This window comes from Pseudomonas atacamensis (genome assembly GCF_017167965.1).
GTDB classification, from domain to species: domain Bacteria; phylum Pseudomonadota; class Gammaproteobacteria; order Pseudomonadales; family Pseudomonadaceae; genus Aquipseudomonas; species Aquipseudomonas atacamensis.
Window position 1 is genome coordinate 5,292,387 of the sequence record NZ_CP070503.1, and the last position, 13,240, is coordinate 5,305,626.

The following is a 13,240-nucleotide window of genomic DNA, read 5'->3' on the forward strand; positions in this document are numbered from 1 at the left end:
TGTGCGCCTGGGGCGCGGGTTCTATCGTCTGTCTGCCACTGCTCATCAGTGGTCGGGTTTAGTCGCCCGCTTGTCCACGACGCACAGGTTCCTGTCAGCCAGGTATTGCATACCTGCACTTGATGGTGGCTGTGCGCAGGGCGCCTTCGGGCGCGCCGATTTCGTGGCTCATCGGTCGACTAACCTGCGTGCAGCTGCCTCCCTTTCGTTTAGTCGCGAACGGGTTGCGGCCCTACTCCATCAGGAGACTGAGCCCGTGAAAAAGATAACGCCCGATCCACCCCTTGCCGATCCGACTTTCGCCGACCCGCTCGTCGAAGCGCAAAAACTCAAGGAAGCCGCCGACCGCGCCATCGATTACTACCTCAACCCCCGCCTCATCAAAGACCCTGCCGCACCGCGCAAACCCAGCACCCTGTTCATCGTCGACCCGGCTGCGGACAACGAAACCCTGTTGGTCCATGCCTGCGAATCACTGGCCTCGGCAAGCATCATGGCCAGCGACCTCGCCGGATTTATCGATGGACCACAGCGCAGCTCCCTGTTGGGAATACAGCAAGTGATCATGCTGGGCGAACTGGCGGTCAACCGCGTACTGGACAGGCTTGTGCCGGAGTGACAAGAGCAAGAGGTTGATTGCGCAGGTGGTGAGTCAGGCAGAGCGTTGCTGGCTGACTGGCCGCCTTCGCTGGCAAGCCAGCTCCCACAGGATTGATGTACATCAGGCAGGAATGGGTTGGCTGGCAGGGCGCCTTCGCGAGCAGGCTCGCTCCCACAGTTTGATCGGGTGCGTTCAGTGAGAAACAGGTTGGCTGGCTGACCGCCTTCGCTGGCAAGCCAGCTCCCACAGGATTGATGTACGTCCAGGAAGAAAATGGTTGGCTGGCAGGCCGCTATCGCGAGCAGGCTCGCTCCCACAGTTTGATCGGGTGCGTTCAGTGAGAAACAGGTTGGCTGGCAGGCTGCCTTCGCTGGCAAGCCAGCTCCCACAGGATTGATGTACATCAGGAAGAAATGGGTCGGCTGGCAGGCCGCTTTCGCGAGCAGGCTCGCTCCCACAGTTTGATCGGGTGCGTTCAGTGAGAAACAGGTCGGCAGGCAGGCCGCCTTCGCGAGCAGGCTCGCTCCCACAGTTTGAATCGAGTACATCAGGGAGAAACAGGTCGGCTGGCAGGCCGCTTTCGCGAGCAGGCTCGCTCCCACAGTTTGATCGGGTGCGTTCAGTGAGAAACAGGTTGGCAGGCAGGCCGCCTTCGCGAGCAAGCTCGCTCCCACAGTTTGAATCGAGTACATCAGCGAGAAACAGGTCGGCTGGCTGGCCGCCTTCGCGAGCAGGCTCGCTCCCACAAAAGCAAAAGCAAAGCAGCGCAGCTGCCCGCGGCGAAGCCGCACCACTCAACAATGAGCGCAAGCTCGAGTGCTCTTGATCTTGATCCACCGGCGACGTCGGAAGGCTGAGTGGAGGGATTGATCCGCGCGTGGGAGCGCAGCGACCGTCTGGCGCAGCCAGACACAGCGGAAGGAGGTGCAGCGAAGCAAACCGTAGCCGCTGCGCCCGGATCAGTCCCGGAGCGAAGGAACCCGAGCCTGCGAGGGCCGAACGTAGGAGCAAGCCTTTTCGGTTACCTTTTTGGCGTTTGAAAAAGGTGACTCGCCGTAAGGGCGAAACCGCCAGCCGTAACACCCGCAGCAACGGATATTCACCCACCCCCCAAGAACACGGTCGGCCCAAAGGCCGCCGAGTTCACCCAGCCTGAACCCGAGGCTTGGGAAACAGATTATCCAGGGTCTCCAACAACCTGACGTGATAAATCGGCTTGCGAAACAGATCCAGCACCTGCAACCGCAACATATCGCTGACATCCTCCATATCCGCATGCCCCGACATCACAATCACCGGCAAATGCTCCCGCGACGTATGCTCACGCAACCGCCTGATCAACGACATGCCCGACTCCTCCGGCATACGCAGATCAGTAATCACCAGAGCAATATCCGGATGCCGGGTCAGATGATGCAGCGCGAGCTTCACAGACGTCGCGGTATGACAGACAAACCCCTCCCCCTCCAGCAACTCCGCCAACTCCAGCAACGCGTCTTCTTCATCGTCAACCAGAAGCAACTGTTGGCGCGGCAGCGAGGGAGAATTCATGGGCAGCCCCGAAATACTGAAAGTAAATCTCAGTGTAGCGCGCCGTTGGCCAGACGCGACCGGCACTTCAATCAGGGCGTCTGCACCGGAGCCGTCTGCGCGGTGCCACCGAGCGACACCAGGATACTGTTGAAAATCGCCAGTACCTTCGCGCCAACCGGTGTCACAAACACCACAACCACCACGGCAACCATCGCCACGACAATCGCATATTCGATGGCAGAGGCACCGTCACTGCTAGCCAGAAATGCTCGAACCCGCGTCAGCAAATAATCAAGCAGCATGGACATTCTCCTCGCGCCGACATGGTCGGACGCTGGCAAACGGAGGTCCTGTCAATGCCTGGGCGCACCTGTCACTTACGCACAGACACCGAACAGGAAGAAGAGATAGCCATCAAGTGGTCGGACGCACTTGCGCTGTACCGCCCAGCGAGGTCAGTACCGAGTTGAATATCGCGAGTACCTTCGCGCCGATCGGCGTCACGAACACGACGACAACAACTGCCACCATCGCCACCACAATCGCATACTCAATCGCTGAAGCACCCTCTTCGCTGCGGGCAAACGCGCGAGCCCTGGCGAGCAGATAATCGAAAGTTACACCAAACATAGCTCCACTCCTTCGCGCCTCTGGCGCCGACATCACCACCGCGGCAAGGTTCCACCGGGCCACTTGAGCATTGTCAACAAACCCCCACCCAACAACTGTAAGAACGCATTAATCACAAAGCATTAATGCCAATGTGTCTCGGCCACTTCCTGCCGTAAATTGGCCAGGACTCATACTTTTGGTGGGTTATTTGCCTGTCATTAATGGCGCTTTTGCTTGGATCAGCTAGCTTGGAAATAGCGAAATAGTTGCATGTTCATAGCTGCCGAATGAGTAAGCCCTTCACAAGCAGATGCCGTCGGTTGTGCAGCAGGAAAGGGAGAGCCGTCATGAACAGTCGCGTCACCATGGGCCTAGCCGCATTGCTGTTGCTCGGCGCGGTTTTTGTCGGTTACTGGGGGCTGGTGCTCAGTCGTCAGCCGGCCCCGGTCGCCGAGGCGCCCGTCGCCCCAGCAGTCAGCATTGAACAGACTGTCGCGATTGCCGAAGACCAGACCCGCCAACCGGTAGTAGTGCTGCTCCACGATGTCCCGCCGTTCACGCCGTTGAGCGCCGCCGATGTGACCGTGGAAAAACTGCGCAGCGCGCCGGCCGGCAGCCTGACCAGTATTGAACAAGCAGTCGGCCGCACGCCTTGGCGCCACCTCAGCGCCGGCACCTGGCTCAATGACGAAAGCTTCCAGGCTGGCGGTGCGTTGGCACGGATGATTCGCCGCGACGAGCGCGCACTGACCGTGGCCGTCGATGAAGTGATCGGTGGCGCCGGGCAGTTGCTGCCGGGGGATTACGTCGATGTGCTGCTGTATCTGCGCGAGGACGCGAGCAATCTGCAGCAGTCGGCGCAGATCGCCGTTCCGGCCCTGCGCGTGCTCGGGATCGGTGATCAGTACGGACTGACCAACGACGGCCAACCGGCGACGCCCAGCCTCAGCGCCGAAGAAAAAATCAAACAGGACCAGCGCCGCATCGCCGCACGCACCGTGGTGCTGGCGGTGCCGGAACAACTGCTCAGCCGCCTGATGCTTGCCACTCAAGTCGGCACCTTGCGTCTCGCGGTGCGCAGCAGCGAAGAACAGCGGCTGGCGAAATACTGGGCCGGCGAAGCGCAATCACCCGCGCATCTGGATCGCGCCAACAGCCAGCTCTTCCAGTTCACTCAACTCGCCCTGGGCAGCGCCCAAAGAGCCCCTGCCACCGCCAGTGCCGGCGCGGCGCCCAGGCCTGCGGTGGAAATCATTCGCGGCAACCAGATCAGCCAACAAACCCCATGACTGCGCAAGGATTCACGTGCATGCAGAGTCGACTCAGACCGACATTGAAACCGGCGCTCCGGGCCTTGCTGTTGTTGGGATTGACGATGGATACCGCCCTCGCGGCGGTGGGCAATTGCTCGGCACTGCCGCGCCTGCCCTCGGTGATCGAGATCGGTGAAGGCTTCCAGCAGGACATGCAGTCACCGGTGGCAATCACTCGGCTGGCAGTGGGCGATCCGAAAATTGCCGACGTGCATGCCAATGGCGGTTCGTCCTTTTTGCTCACGGGCGTCGGCCCCGGCGCGACCAGCCTGATGGTCTGGACGGCCTGCTCGGCGCAGCCGCAACAAGCCATGGTCTTCGTCCAGGGCGCGGCGACCACGGCGCTGACCAGCAGCGTGCCGTCGGACGATCCGACCCTGCCATCGCAGGTGCAGACCGACATCCGTTTCGTCGAAGTCAGCCGCACAAAACTCAAGGAAGCCACGGCGTCGCTGATCGGCACGCGCGGCAATTTCCTGTTCGGTTCGCCCGGCACGCTGCCACCGATCGACGGCGTGCCGCAGCCGCGCCTGCCGGTGGATAACTCGCTGTTCAATTTCTCCTGGGTCGGCGGCAAGACCATGGCGATCATCAACGCCCTGGAAACCAGCGGCTTCGCCTACACCCTGGCGCGACCAAGTCTGGTGGCACTGAACGGGCAGAGTGCAAGCTTCCTGGCCGGCGGGGAAATCCCGATTCCGGTGCCCAGTTCCGGCAGCGACAGCGTGTCGATCGAGTACAAGGAGTTTGGCATCCGCCTGACCCTGACGCCGACCATCATCGGCCGCGACCGCATCGCCTTGAAAGTCGCCCCGGAGGTCAGCGAACTGGATTTTGCCAACGCGGTGAACATCGCCGGCACCACCGTTCCGGCGCTGACCATCCGCCGCACCGATACCAGCGTGTCACTGGGTGATGGCGAAAGTTTCGTCATCAGCGGTTTGATCAGCACCACCAACAGCTCGCAAGTGAACAAGTTTCCCGGTCTGGGCGACATTCCCATCCTCGGCGCGTTCTTCAAGGGTTCGCAGATCAAGCGCGAAGAGCGCGAACTGCTGATGATCGTCACCCCGCACCTGGTCCAGCCATTGGCGGCGGACGCGCGACTGCCGTCGTTGCCGGGGGAGAAACTGCGCAATTACGACCCGAATTTCTATCGCATGTTCTTCCTCGAGAACGGCAACTTCGACAAGCGCAGCGGGTTGTCGCAATGAACCAGAATCTCAGTCAGACCTTCCTCGCCATTACCCGCAACAGCACCGATCTGGAATGGCTGCAAGGCGCCCTCGCGCCGCTCGGCCAGGTGGTCAGCGCCGGTGCCGGCAGCCTCGACGAATTGCTCGCACTGGTCGATGTAACGTTCGCCAATCTGGTCTTCGTCGGTCTCGACCGCGAGCACGTCGTCGCGCAGAGCGCGCTGATCGAAGGTGCGCTGGAAGCCAAGCCGATGCTGGCGATCGTTGCTCTCGGCGACGGCATGGACAATCAGCTGGTGCTCAATGCGATGCGCGCCGGCGCACGGGATTTTGTCGCCTATGGCTCGCGTTCCAGCGAAGTCGCCGGACTGGTGCGGCGCCTGAGTAAGCGTCTGCCGGCCGTTACACCTAGCACCCAGCTCGGCGGCCTCACCGTTCTGTACGGTGTGCAAGGCGCGTCGGACGGCGCCTTGATCGCCAATCACATGGCCATGGTCGTGCAGAAAAGCGGCCAGCAAACCCTGCTGCTCGACCTCGGTCTGCCGCGTGGCGATAGTCTGGCGCTGTTGGGTCTGGAGAGTTCGTTTCACTTCGGCGATGCCCTGCGTCATTTGCGCCGCCTCGACGCGACGCTGATCGACAGCGCATTCACCAGCGCCGACCACGGCCTGCGCATTCTTGCCTATGCCAACACTGACGAACCGCTGGAAACCACCAGCGCCGCCGAGCTGTACATGCTCCTCAGCGCCTTGCGCCAGCACTTTCAGCACATTGTCGTGAATCTCACCGGGCAGGCCGACAGTGAAGCGTTGCGCACCTTCGTCAGCCATTGCGACAAACTGCTGTGGTACACCGACCAGAACGTCCTCAACTGCCGACGCAACCTCGCCGTGCTCAATCAATGGCGTGAGAAAGGCATGAAACTCGAGCACGGGCGCTTGCTGATCGATCGTTATCTGAGCAACGTCGCGCCGGATGCCGAGACCCTGGGCAAGACCTTCAATCTGGAAGTCATCGCCGTGCTGGCGTTCAGTCCCGATGTGCGCCTGAACGCGAAAAACCAGGGCGTGAGTCTGTTCGAACTGGCGCCGCGAGAGAAACTCACCCAGAGCCTGCGCGCCCTCGGCGAACGTTTGGCCAAGCGTTCCGAAGGCTTGAGCAAACCAAAAGTCACCTGGTTTGATCGTCTGCGAGGTCACTCATGAGCGCAGAAAAACTCTTTGGCGCGACGCCACGCGGAGCGATCGGCAACAGCGATCACGAAGGCCTGAAACTGGTCCTGCACCGCTACATCATCGACGCCATCGAGGAGTCGGGGAAAAACCTGCTGGAAGGTTCGCGCCAGCAACTGGCGCAGTTCGTCACCGACAAGGTCGCCGAATACATCGCGCGTTTGCACCTGGCGATTTCGCGCTACGAGATGGAGCGCCTGGGCGAGGAAATCGTCGACGAGCTCACCGGTTTCGGCCCACTGGAAGTCCTGCTGCGTGACCCGTCGGTGACGGAAATTCTGGTCAACGGCCCGCACCGGGTGTTCATCGAGCGCGACGGCGTACTGCATCAAAGCGATCTGCGTTTTATCGATGCGCATCACGTCGAGCGGGTCATGCAACGCATCCTTGCGCCGCTCGGGCGCCGCCTCGATGAGTCCTCGCCGATGGTCGATGCGCGCCTGCCCGATGGCAGCCGGGTCAACGCGATCATCCCGCCGATCGCCCTCGACGGCCCGTGCCTGTCGATCCGCAAGTTCCGCAAGGACATGCTCAAGAGCACCGACCTGATGGCGATGCAGACCATCGATCTGGCAATTTTCGAATTCCTGCAGAACGCCGTGGGCAGGCGCTGCAACATCCTGATCAGTGGCGGCACCGGCACCGGCAAGACCACGCTGCTGAACATCCTCAGCCAGTTGATCAACCCGCACGAGCGGCTGGTGACCATCGAAGACGTCGCCGAATTGCAACTCGGCCATCCGCATGTGGTGCGTCTGGAAACCCGTCCGCCGAATGCCGAGGGGCATGGCGAGGTCAAGGCCAGCGACCTGATTCGCAACGCCCTGCGCATGCGTCCCGACCGGATCATTCTTGGCGAGATCCGAGGCGTCGAAGTGGTCGACGTGCTCACCGCGATGAACACCGGCCACGATGGTTCGATGAGCACCGTGCACGCCAACAATGCCCAGGACGCGTTGCTGCGACTGGAGACGCTGGTCGGCCTGACCGGGCGCTCGATCGCCGAACGCACCCTGCGTCAGATGATCTGCGCCGCCCTCGACGTGATCATTCAACTGACGCGCATGCCCGATGGCCGGCGCTGCGTCAGTGAAGTGGTGGAAGTGGTCGGCATCCGCGAGGACGTCTACGTCACCAACACCCTGTTCCGCCTCGACCGCCGCACGGGCTTTGGCTTTGTCCGCGAAGCGGTCAACCCGGCCGGCGACAAGCTGCGCCACGACGCTCACCTGGGCTGACGGCGAGGAGCATGCAGATGCTGGGACCGATCATTCTCATCGCCATTTGCCTGATGCTGCTGGGGCTGTCGATCTATCTGTTCCTGCAAGGCCTGCGCAAGACCGCGACGGAAAAAGTCCTCAATCGACTCGCCGCGGGACAACCGCAATTGGCCGTGGAACAGACGAAATGGGTGGGATTGGAGCGCATGTTTCTGCGTGCAGGACTGGGTCGGCCGAGCGAGCGTTTCGGTCTGTGGCTGAGCCTGTGGGCGGCGGCCATGGGCCTGGGATTTCTGCTCGGGAGCTGGGTTGGTTTGCTGATCATGTTGCTCGTCCCGCCCGTGGCGTTGCGGCTGTACATCGCCATTCGCTACCGACGGCGGATCCGCCGCATGATCGAACAACTGCCGCAATTGCTCGACCACACCGTGCGCAGTCTCAAGTCCGGGCGCACGCTGAGCGATGCGGTGCTGGGCGGCATCGAGGCCAGTGAAGATCCCTTGAAAGCGGCCATGGGCCGGGTACAGCGCAACGTGCAACTGGGGGTGAACTTGCCTGACGCCGTCAGCGACTTTGCCGAACTCTACGAGCAGGACGAATTGCGCATGTTCGCCCTCGGCCTGAAGGTCAATCATCGCTACGGCGGCAATGCCAGTGAGCTGCTGGAGAATCTGATCAAACTGATCCGCGAGCGCGACCAGGGCGCGCGGCAGTTGCGCGCGCTGACCGGGGAAACGCGCATGACCGCTTGGGTTTTGGGTTTGCTGCCGCTGATTCTGGTGAGCTACTTCATGCTGACCAACCCCGGCTACATGCTCGGCATGTGGCACGACGAAAGCGGCCAGACCATGCTGCTCAGCGCCGCCGCGTTGCAGGTGCTGGGCAGTCTGGCGCTGTGGCGCATGTTGCGGAGCGTTTGAAATGGTCTGGCTCGCCGCGCTGTTATTGTTCCTCGGTTCGCTGTTATTGCTGGGCAATCACCTGCTCACCGAGCGCCGCCGCGTGCGACAGGTGCATCAGCGCTTGCACGGCCAATTGGTCCGGGAGAACCGCTTCGGCCACTGGCTGCGCGCGCTGGGCAACAGCCGTTTCGGCCGGGGCTCGGTGAGCATCGACAGCGAAACCCAGACCCTGCTCGGCCGCCTCGGCTGGCGCCGCGCCAACGAACGCGCGCTCTTCGCCGCCTGCCAGATCGGCACTCCGCTGCTCGCTCTGGGGCTGGCGATCTTTTTGCAGGAAGTGTTTTTTCCACAGACCAGCCACCGCTGGATGGCGCCGATGTTCGCTGCGGGCGGCGGCTATCTACTGCCCAAACGCCTGCTCGCCTACGCCGCCGCCCGCCGGCAGAAAACCATCGCTGTGGAAATCTCCACGTTCATTCCGCTGCTGCGCATCCTCTTCGAATCCGGCATGGCGGTTGAACAAGCCCTGCGCGTGCTCAGCGTCGAAGCGCAGAAACTGCTGCCGGAGCTGACCAGCGAACTGCGCCTGATCCTCAGCCGCGTCGACTCCGGTCTGGAGCTGGGCCAAGAGCTGAACAAGACCGCGGTGATGCTCGCGGTGGACGAATTCACCGACACCTGCGTGATCCTCCAGCAACTGATCCATCAGGGCGGCGGCGCGATGAAATCACTGCTGGCGCTCAAGCAATTACTCGATGACCGACGCCTGACGCGGCTGCAGGAATACATCTCGAAGATGTCGGCGAAGATGTCGGTGGTGATGATGCTGTTTCTGTTTCCCGCCCTGCTGATCGTACTGGCCGGCCCGGGCTTCACCGCCATTGCCCGCGCCTTCGCAAACTGACCTTGGCTCATGGAGAGCGTTTGATGAAAGTACTGATAGTCATGGCAAGTCTGTTGCTGCTCAGCGGCTGCGCTACGGATGGCCAGGCGCCGTGGACCTCGCTGCTGTCGCCGTCCAGCTGCAGCAAACTCACGTCGGAGCAGGAGCTGTCGCTGAACCTCGCCGATGATCTGGCCAGCGACGGCAAGCTCCACGCCAGCCTCGCCAACCTGCAAAGCCTGCCGGACAACCTCAGCGAAGTGCGCCTGCGCAAAGCCAAGGTCTATCGCCTGCTCGGCCGCAGCGAAGCCGAGCCGCTCTACCGCAGCCTGCTCGGCGGCTGCCTCACCGCCCAGGCCGAACATGGCCTGGGCCAGGTCTACGCCGCCCGTGGCGACAACGGCCAGGCCCAGGCCCACCTGCAACGCGCCGCGCGCCTGGCGCCCACCGACGAAAAAATCCGCAATGACCTCGGCGTGGTCTACCTCAACCAACTTCGCCTCAACGAAGCGAAATTCGAATTCCTCACCGCCATCGAGCTGAGCCAGAACAATCAACTGGCGACGCTGAACATGGTCACCCTGCTGCTCTACCAGAACGACTGGCCCCAAGCTGCGGAAATCGTCAGCCGCTCGAAACTGACCCCGGAACAATTCACCGAAGCGCAGCAACGCGCGGAAAAACTCAAAGCCCCGGCCCACGCCAAAGCCGCACCCGGCGACCGCGTCGCCGCCTTCATCGACCCCCTACCGCCGACGCTCGAATAGGAGACAGCCATGACCATCCGCAAAGGCCTGTGCTACCTGACCCTGCTCACCCTGCCCCTCACCGCCCACGCCATCGACACCGGCCCTGCTTCAGCGCAACAACAGGAAACCGAAGGCTGGCTGGTCCTGCAAAGCCGCAACAAAGCCGCCTCACCCAAACCCCAAAGCGCCACCGCCACTGAACGCGAACTGGCGATGCAGCGCTGGCTGAAGAAATACCAGTACGAGATCCCGGATTTTTATGATCCGGATGCGGGCGGGAAGATCGAGAGCAAGAATTAGTTTGGTGGTGCCCTTGAAGGCCCCTTCGCGAGCAGGCTCGCTCCCACAGTCGACCGCGTGCTTTCGGTGGGAGCGAGCCTGCTCGCGAAGAACGATAACGCCGTCGCAGGTCAGGTCTGCGGATCAACCCGATCCAGCGCTCGATTCACGGCTAGCTCGGCCAGCATGACAATCTGCTGAATCGCCAACGCCGTGCTGCGCTGAAACCCGCTCAACTCGCCAGCGAAATTACTCGCCATCGCACTCGCTGACGCCAGCGACTCACAGGCATGCGCCAACAGGCTTTCGGTATCGACATTGGGCACCACCATGAACAGCGTGCTGGGCGGGTGCGGTTTTGCAGGTTCGGGGCAGAGATAGAAATCCAGCGCGCGTTTTATCGCTTCGCGGTTTTTCACAAGATCGTCGGCGCGCATGGCGTCTTCGAGCGGGGTGGCGGGGGATGGGGGTGGGTCTGGGATCAGTTTGTCCATTGAAACGGCTCTCCAAAATCTGCGGTGCGACCCAATGCCATTCTCACGGGGCAAATGGTGGCAACTGTATGCGGGGTGAGAATACCGGTTATGGACACCCGGCCAGACCGAAGTCTGCCCGCACACAGCCGCCATGACACATTGCAGACAGCGGACAAGCTGGCGGCGATTATGCGTGCACAGATACTGGATGACCATAAGTAGCAGGGTTCTCACACCCGATCGCCGAAGATTCGACGACAGCCAGAGACTAGTGACCCGACGTCCGACGGACAACCTGAAAACCTTGTGGGAAGGTTCTGGTTATTTTGAAACAGATTTAAACGACTTCGAGTTATCGGCGGACCGACTGGCCTCATCGCGAGCAGGCTCACTCCTACAGAACAGCAAAAGCAAAAGCAAAGATCGCAGCCTTCGGCAGCTCTTACAGTTGGATCGCGTACCAATTAAGAACAGGTCGGCTGTCAGGCCGCCTTCGCGAGCAGGCTCGCTCCCACAGAAAGCAAAAGCAGCGCAGCTGCCCGCGGCGAAGCCGCACCACTCAACAATGAGCGCAAGCTCGAGTAGCTTTTGATCTTGATCTGGGAGCCCGTCGGCAGGCTGAGTGGAGGGATTGATCCGGGCGTGGGAGCGCAGCGACCGTACGACGCAGTCGTACACAGCGGAAGGAGGTGCAGCGAAGCAAACCGTAGCCGCTGCGCCAGGATCGATCCCGGAGCGAAGGAACCCCGAGCCCCAGCGAGCGGGCCGAACGTCAGGGCGAAGACCTTTTGGTTCCTTTTGGGGCGTTTGCCAAAAGGGACTCGCCGTAAGGGCGAAACCCTAAGAAGCCGTTACCGCAGCAACGGATATTCACCGATTAATGAGCCGTAACGCGCTGCCGCCCCGCCGAACTACCAGGAGAAAGCGCCAAAGCCAACTGCGTCCGATTATGCATATGCGTCAACCGCAACACCTGCGACACATACAACTTCACCGTGTTCTCGGTAATCCCCAACTCACAGGCAATCTGATAATTGGTCTGCCCCTTGCCCACCAACCGCGCCACATCCAACTGCCGGGGCGACAATTGACTGAACACCGCCGGCATCTCCACGGACTCAGGCTCACCATCACTCACCACCGGCACGGGCGAGCGCCGCACCTTGTCCAGATCCTGATAAAGGTCATCAATCGACTCGGACAAAAACTGCAACTTCTGATTCAAATGCCCCAGATGCAGATTCTTCTGCCGTTCCTGCAATGCCAGTTCCTGGCGCTGCACCCCCTCAAGCAACTCTGCCAGATCGATCGGCTTCTGATAGTAATCGGCAATCCCCGCGCGCAACGCCTTGATCACATCCTGCTTGTCAGCGCGCCCGGTGAGCATGATCGCCTCGAACACCCGCTGCTTGCCGGCCAGCCGCTGCAACGCCTGGATCAACTCGATGCCGTCCATGTCCGGCATGTGCAAATCACTCAGCACCAGACCGATGTCCGGGTCCGCCCGGAACAGCTCGATGGCTTCAAGACTCGAGTCGCACGGCACGCAACGGTAGCCACTGCTCTCGAGAAACTCACAGAGTTCTTCGACGATCAGCGGCTGATCATCGACCACGAGGATTTTTACCGAATTAGGCTTGTTCACGAACCACTCCATTTGCTCGGCCAACGCTGACGATTCCTGCACTTTGGTGGCGTATTCGCCTGAATTGAAAGTAGACCCACTTTCCGACTATGTACATAGGACTAGTGGCACCCCGCGATCAGATGATCCAGTACAGCGAAAGCACTACACCTACCCACACGAACGGCGCAAATGGCAGCTTTTTTGACTTGTCCGGGGCGAGATGACGCAGATGCGCTCTAAGCCCTTGACGCATATGAGGCCAGACTTTTGGCGCGAGCAGCAGCCACAGCACGCTGGCCACGCCCGCGCCGATAAACGCGCCGAGGACGAATATGCCGTTCGTCGCAAGACCCAGGGCTGTCATTAATTTCACATCGCCGGCGCCCATGCGGCCGAGGAAATAACCCGGCAGCGTCAGCAGCAAAGCGATCAGGCAGCCCCAGCCACCTTGCGCCGCGTCGGCGCCCAGCCAAGTAGTGCCAGTCGCCAACAACCAGACCAACGCCAGCGCGCCGACGCCTAACGTCAAAGCATTGGAAATTCGCCGCTGCCGGGCATCTTGGGCGGCGCAGATCGCCAGCCAGATCAGAACAAGGGAAATCTGCATCCGCTGAAAG

Annotated in this window: 15 protein-coding genes; 9 read left to right on the forward strand and 6 right to left on the reverse strand. The window is 61.3% G+C overall.

Features of this window, described 5'->3' with window-relative positions:
• Positions 1–256 precede the first annotated feature (256 nt).
• Positions 257–619: a DUF6124 family protein gene (locus JWU58_RS24135; protein ID WP_041479635.1), complete on the forward strand. Its 363-nt coding sequence runs from the start codon at positions 257–259 to the stop codon at positions 617–619.
• Positions 620–1,744: 1,125 nt separating this feature from the next.
• On the opposite strand, the gene JWU58_RS24140 is transcribed toward JWU58_RS24135, so the two are convergent.
• The 3 genes from JWU58_RS24140 to JWU58_RS24150 all read right to left on the reverse strand — a co-directional run bounded on the left by JWU58_RS24140 (position 1,745) and on the right by JWU58_RS24150 (position 2,764).
• Positions 1,745–2,152 carry a response regulator gene (locus tag JWU58_RS24140; RefSeq protein WP_206421103.1) on the reverse strand — a complete coding sequence of 136 codons (408 nt, stop codon included), beginning with the start codon at positions 2,150–2,152 and terminating at the stop codon, positions 1,745–1,747.
• Positions 2,153–2,223: 71 nt separating this feature from the next.
• On the reverse strand, positions 2,224–2,436 hold the full coding sequence (locus JWU58_RS24145; RefSeq protein ID WP_110603764.1) for a Flp family type IVb pilin: 213 nt from the start codon (positions 2,434–2,436) through the stop codon (positions 2,224–2,226).
• A gap of 112 nt (positions 2,437–2,548) precedes the next feature.
• Positions 2,549–2,764: a Flp family type IVb pilin gene (locus JWU58_RS24150; RefSeq protein WP_130911677.1), complete on the reverse strand. Its 216-nt coding sequence runs from the start codon at positions 2,762–2,764 to the stop codon at positions 2,549–2,551.
• Positions 2,765–3,093: 329 nt separating this feature from the next.
• On the opposite strand from JWU58_RS24150, the gene cpaB reads away from it, so the two are divergent.
• Genes cpaB through JWU58_RS24190 form a run of 8 tightly spaced genes read left to right on the forward strand, consistent with a single transcriptional unit; the run spans position 3,094 to position 10,541 of the window.
• Positions 3,094–4,035, forward strand: a complete 942-nt coding sequence (cpaB, locus tag JWU58_RS24155) for a Flp pilus assembly protein CpaB (protein WP_206421104.1) — start codon at positions 3,094–3,096, stop codon at positions 4,033–4,035.
• Between the two features lie 20 nt (positions 4,036–4,055).
• The gene (locus JWU58_RS24160; RefSeq protein ID WP_073471824.1) at positions 4,056–5,273 is read left to right on the forward strand and encodes a type II and III secretion system protein family protein; all 1,218 of its coding nucleotides are present in this window, start codon (positions 4,056–4,058) and stop codon (positions 5,271–5,273) included.
• Positions 5,270–6,460 carry a CpaE/TadZ family protein gene (locus JWU58_RS24165; RefSeq protein ID WP_206421105.1) on the forward strand — a complete coding sequence of 397 codons (1,191 nt, stop codon included), beginning with the start codon at positions 5,270–5,272 and terminating at the stop codon, positions 6,458–6,460. The genes JWU58_RS24160 and JWU58_RS24165 overlap by 4 nt, the downstream gene beginning before the upstream one ends.
• Complete coding sequence (locus JWU58_RS24170) at positions 6,457–7,725, forward strand: TadA family conjugal transfer-associated ATPase (RefSeq protein ID WP_024011443.1); 1,269 nt, start codon at positions 6,457–6,459, stop codon at positions 7,723–7,725. Before JWU58_RS24165 ends, JWU58_RS24170 begins: the two co-directional genes overlap by 4 nt.
• Positions 7,726–7,742: 17 nt before the next feature.
• Positions 7,743–8,627, forward strand: a complete 885-nt coding sequence (locus tag JWU58_RS24175) for a type II secretion system F family protein (RefSeq protein WP_024011442.1) — start codon at positions 7,743–7,745, stop codon at positions 8,625–8,627.
• Position 8,628: 1 nt separating this feature from the next.
• Entirely contained in the window at positions 8,629–9,513 is an 885-nt protein-coding gene (locus JWU58_RS24180; protein ID WP_024011441.1) for a type II secretion system F family protein, read from the forward strand.
• 23 nt (positions 9,514–9,536) lie between these two features.
• On the forward strand, positions 9,537–10,259 hold the full coding sequence (locus tag JWU58_RS24185; RefSeq protein ID WP_016771841.1) for a tetratricopeptide repeat protein: 723 nt from the start codon (positions 9,537–9,539) through the stop codon (positions 10,257–10,259).
• A gap of 9 nt (positions 10,260–10,268) precedes the next feature.
• Positions 10,269–10,541 (forward strand): DUF3613 domain-containing protein, encoded by a 273-nt coding sequence (locus tag JWU58_RS24190; RefSeq protein ID WP_024011439.1) that lies wholly within the window; start codon positions 10,269–10,271, stop codon positions 10,539–10,541.
• A gap of 110 nt (positions 10,542–10,651) precedes the next feature.
• Here JWU58_RS24190 and JWU58_RS24195 read toward each other — a convergent pair whose 3' ends face one another.
• The 3 genes from JWU58_RS24195 to JWU58_RS24205 all read right to left on the reverse strand — a co-directional run bounded on the left by JWU58_RS24195 (position 10,652) and on the right by JWU58_RS24205 (position 13,230).
• Entirely contained in the window at positions 10,652–11,014 is a 363-nt protein-coding gene (locus JWU58_RS24195; protein WP_039763737.1) for a DUF6124 family protein, read from the reverse strand.
• 859 nt (positions 11,015–11,873) lie between these two features.
• Positions 11,874–12,653, reverse strand: coding sequence for a response regulator (locus JWU58_RS24200; protein ID WP_166554736.1), 780 nt, complete (start codon positions 12,651–12,653; stop codon positions 11,874–11,876).
• A gap of 106 nt (positions 12,654–12,759) precedes the next feature.
• Complete coding sequence (locus tag JWU58_RS24205; RefSeq protein ID WP_206421106.1) at positions 12,760–13,230, reverse strand: A24 family peptidase; 471 nt, start codon at positions 13,228–13,230, stop codon at positions 12,760–12,762.
• Positions 13,231–13,240: the final 10 nt, after the last annotated feature.

Excerpts from the sequence above, each read along its gene's own strand:
- JWU58_RS24150 (WP_130911677.1), bottom strand. The coding sequence starts at position 2,764 with ATGTTTGGTGTAACTTTCGATTATCTGCTCGCCAGGGCTCGCGCGTTT.
- JWU58_RS24185 (WP_016771841.1), top strand. The coding sequence starts at position 9,537 with ATGAAAGTACTGATAGTCATGGCAAGTCTGTTGCTGCTCAGCGGCTGC.
- JWU58_RS24200 (WP_166554736.1), bottom strand. The coding sequence starts at position 12,653 with ATGGAGTGGTTCGTGAACAAGCCTAATTCGGTAAAAATCCTCGTGGTC.
- JWU58_RS24145 (WP_110603764.1), bottom strand. The coding sequence starts at position 2,436 with ATGCTGCTTGATTATTTGCTGACGCGGGTTCGAGCATTTCTGGCTAGC.
- JWU58_RS24190 (WP_024011439.1), top strand. The coding sequence starts at position 10,269 with ATGACCATCCGCAAAGGCCTGTGCTACCTGACCCTGCTCACCCTGCCC.
- JWU58_RS24160 (WP_073471824.1), top strand. The coding sequence starts at position 4,056 with ATGCAGAGTCGACTCAGACCGACATTGAAACCGGCGCTCCGGGCCTTG.
- JWU58_RS24165 (WP_206421105.1), top strand. The coding sequence starts at position 5,270 with ATGAACCAGAATCTCAGTCAGACCTTCCTCGCCATTACCCGCAACAGC.
- JWU58_RS24140 (WP_206421103.1), bottom strand. The coding sequence starts at position 2,152 with ATGAATTCTCCCTCGCTGCCGCGCCAACAGTTGCTTCTGGTTGACGAT.
- JWU58_RS24175 (WP_024011442.1), top strand. The coding sequence starts at position 7,743 with ATGCTGGGACCGATCATTCTCATCGCCATTTGCCTGATGCTGCTGGGG.
- JWU58_RS24180 (WP_024011441.1), top strand. The coding sequence starts at position 8,629 with ATGGTCTGGCTCGCCGCGCTGTTATTGTTCCTCGGTTCGCTGTTATTG.
- cpaB (WP_206421104.1), top strand. The coding sequence starts at position 3,094 with ATGAACAGTCGCGTCACCATGGGCCTAGCCGCATTGCTGTTGCTCGGC.
- JWU58_RS24195 (WP_039763737.1), bottom strand. The coding sequence starts at position 11,014 with ATGGACAAACTGATCCCAGACCCACCCCCATCCCCCGCCACCCCGCTC.
- JWU58_RS24205 (WP_206421106.1), bottom strand. The coding sequence starts at position 13,230 with ATGCAGATTTCCCTTGTTCTGATCTGGCTGGCGATCTGCGCCGCCCAA.
- JWU58_RS24170 (WP_024011443.1), top strand. The coding sequence starts at position 6,457 with ATGAGCGCAGAAAAACTCTTTGGCGCGACGCCACGCGGAGCGATCGGC.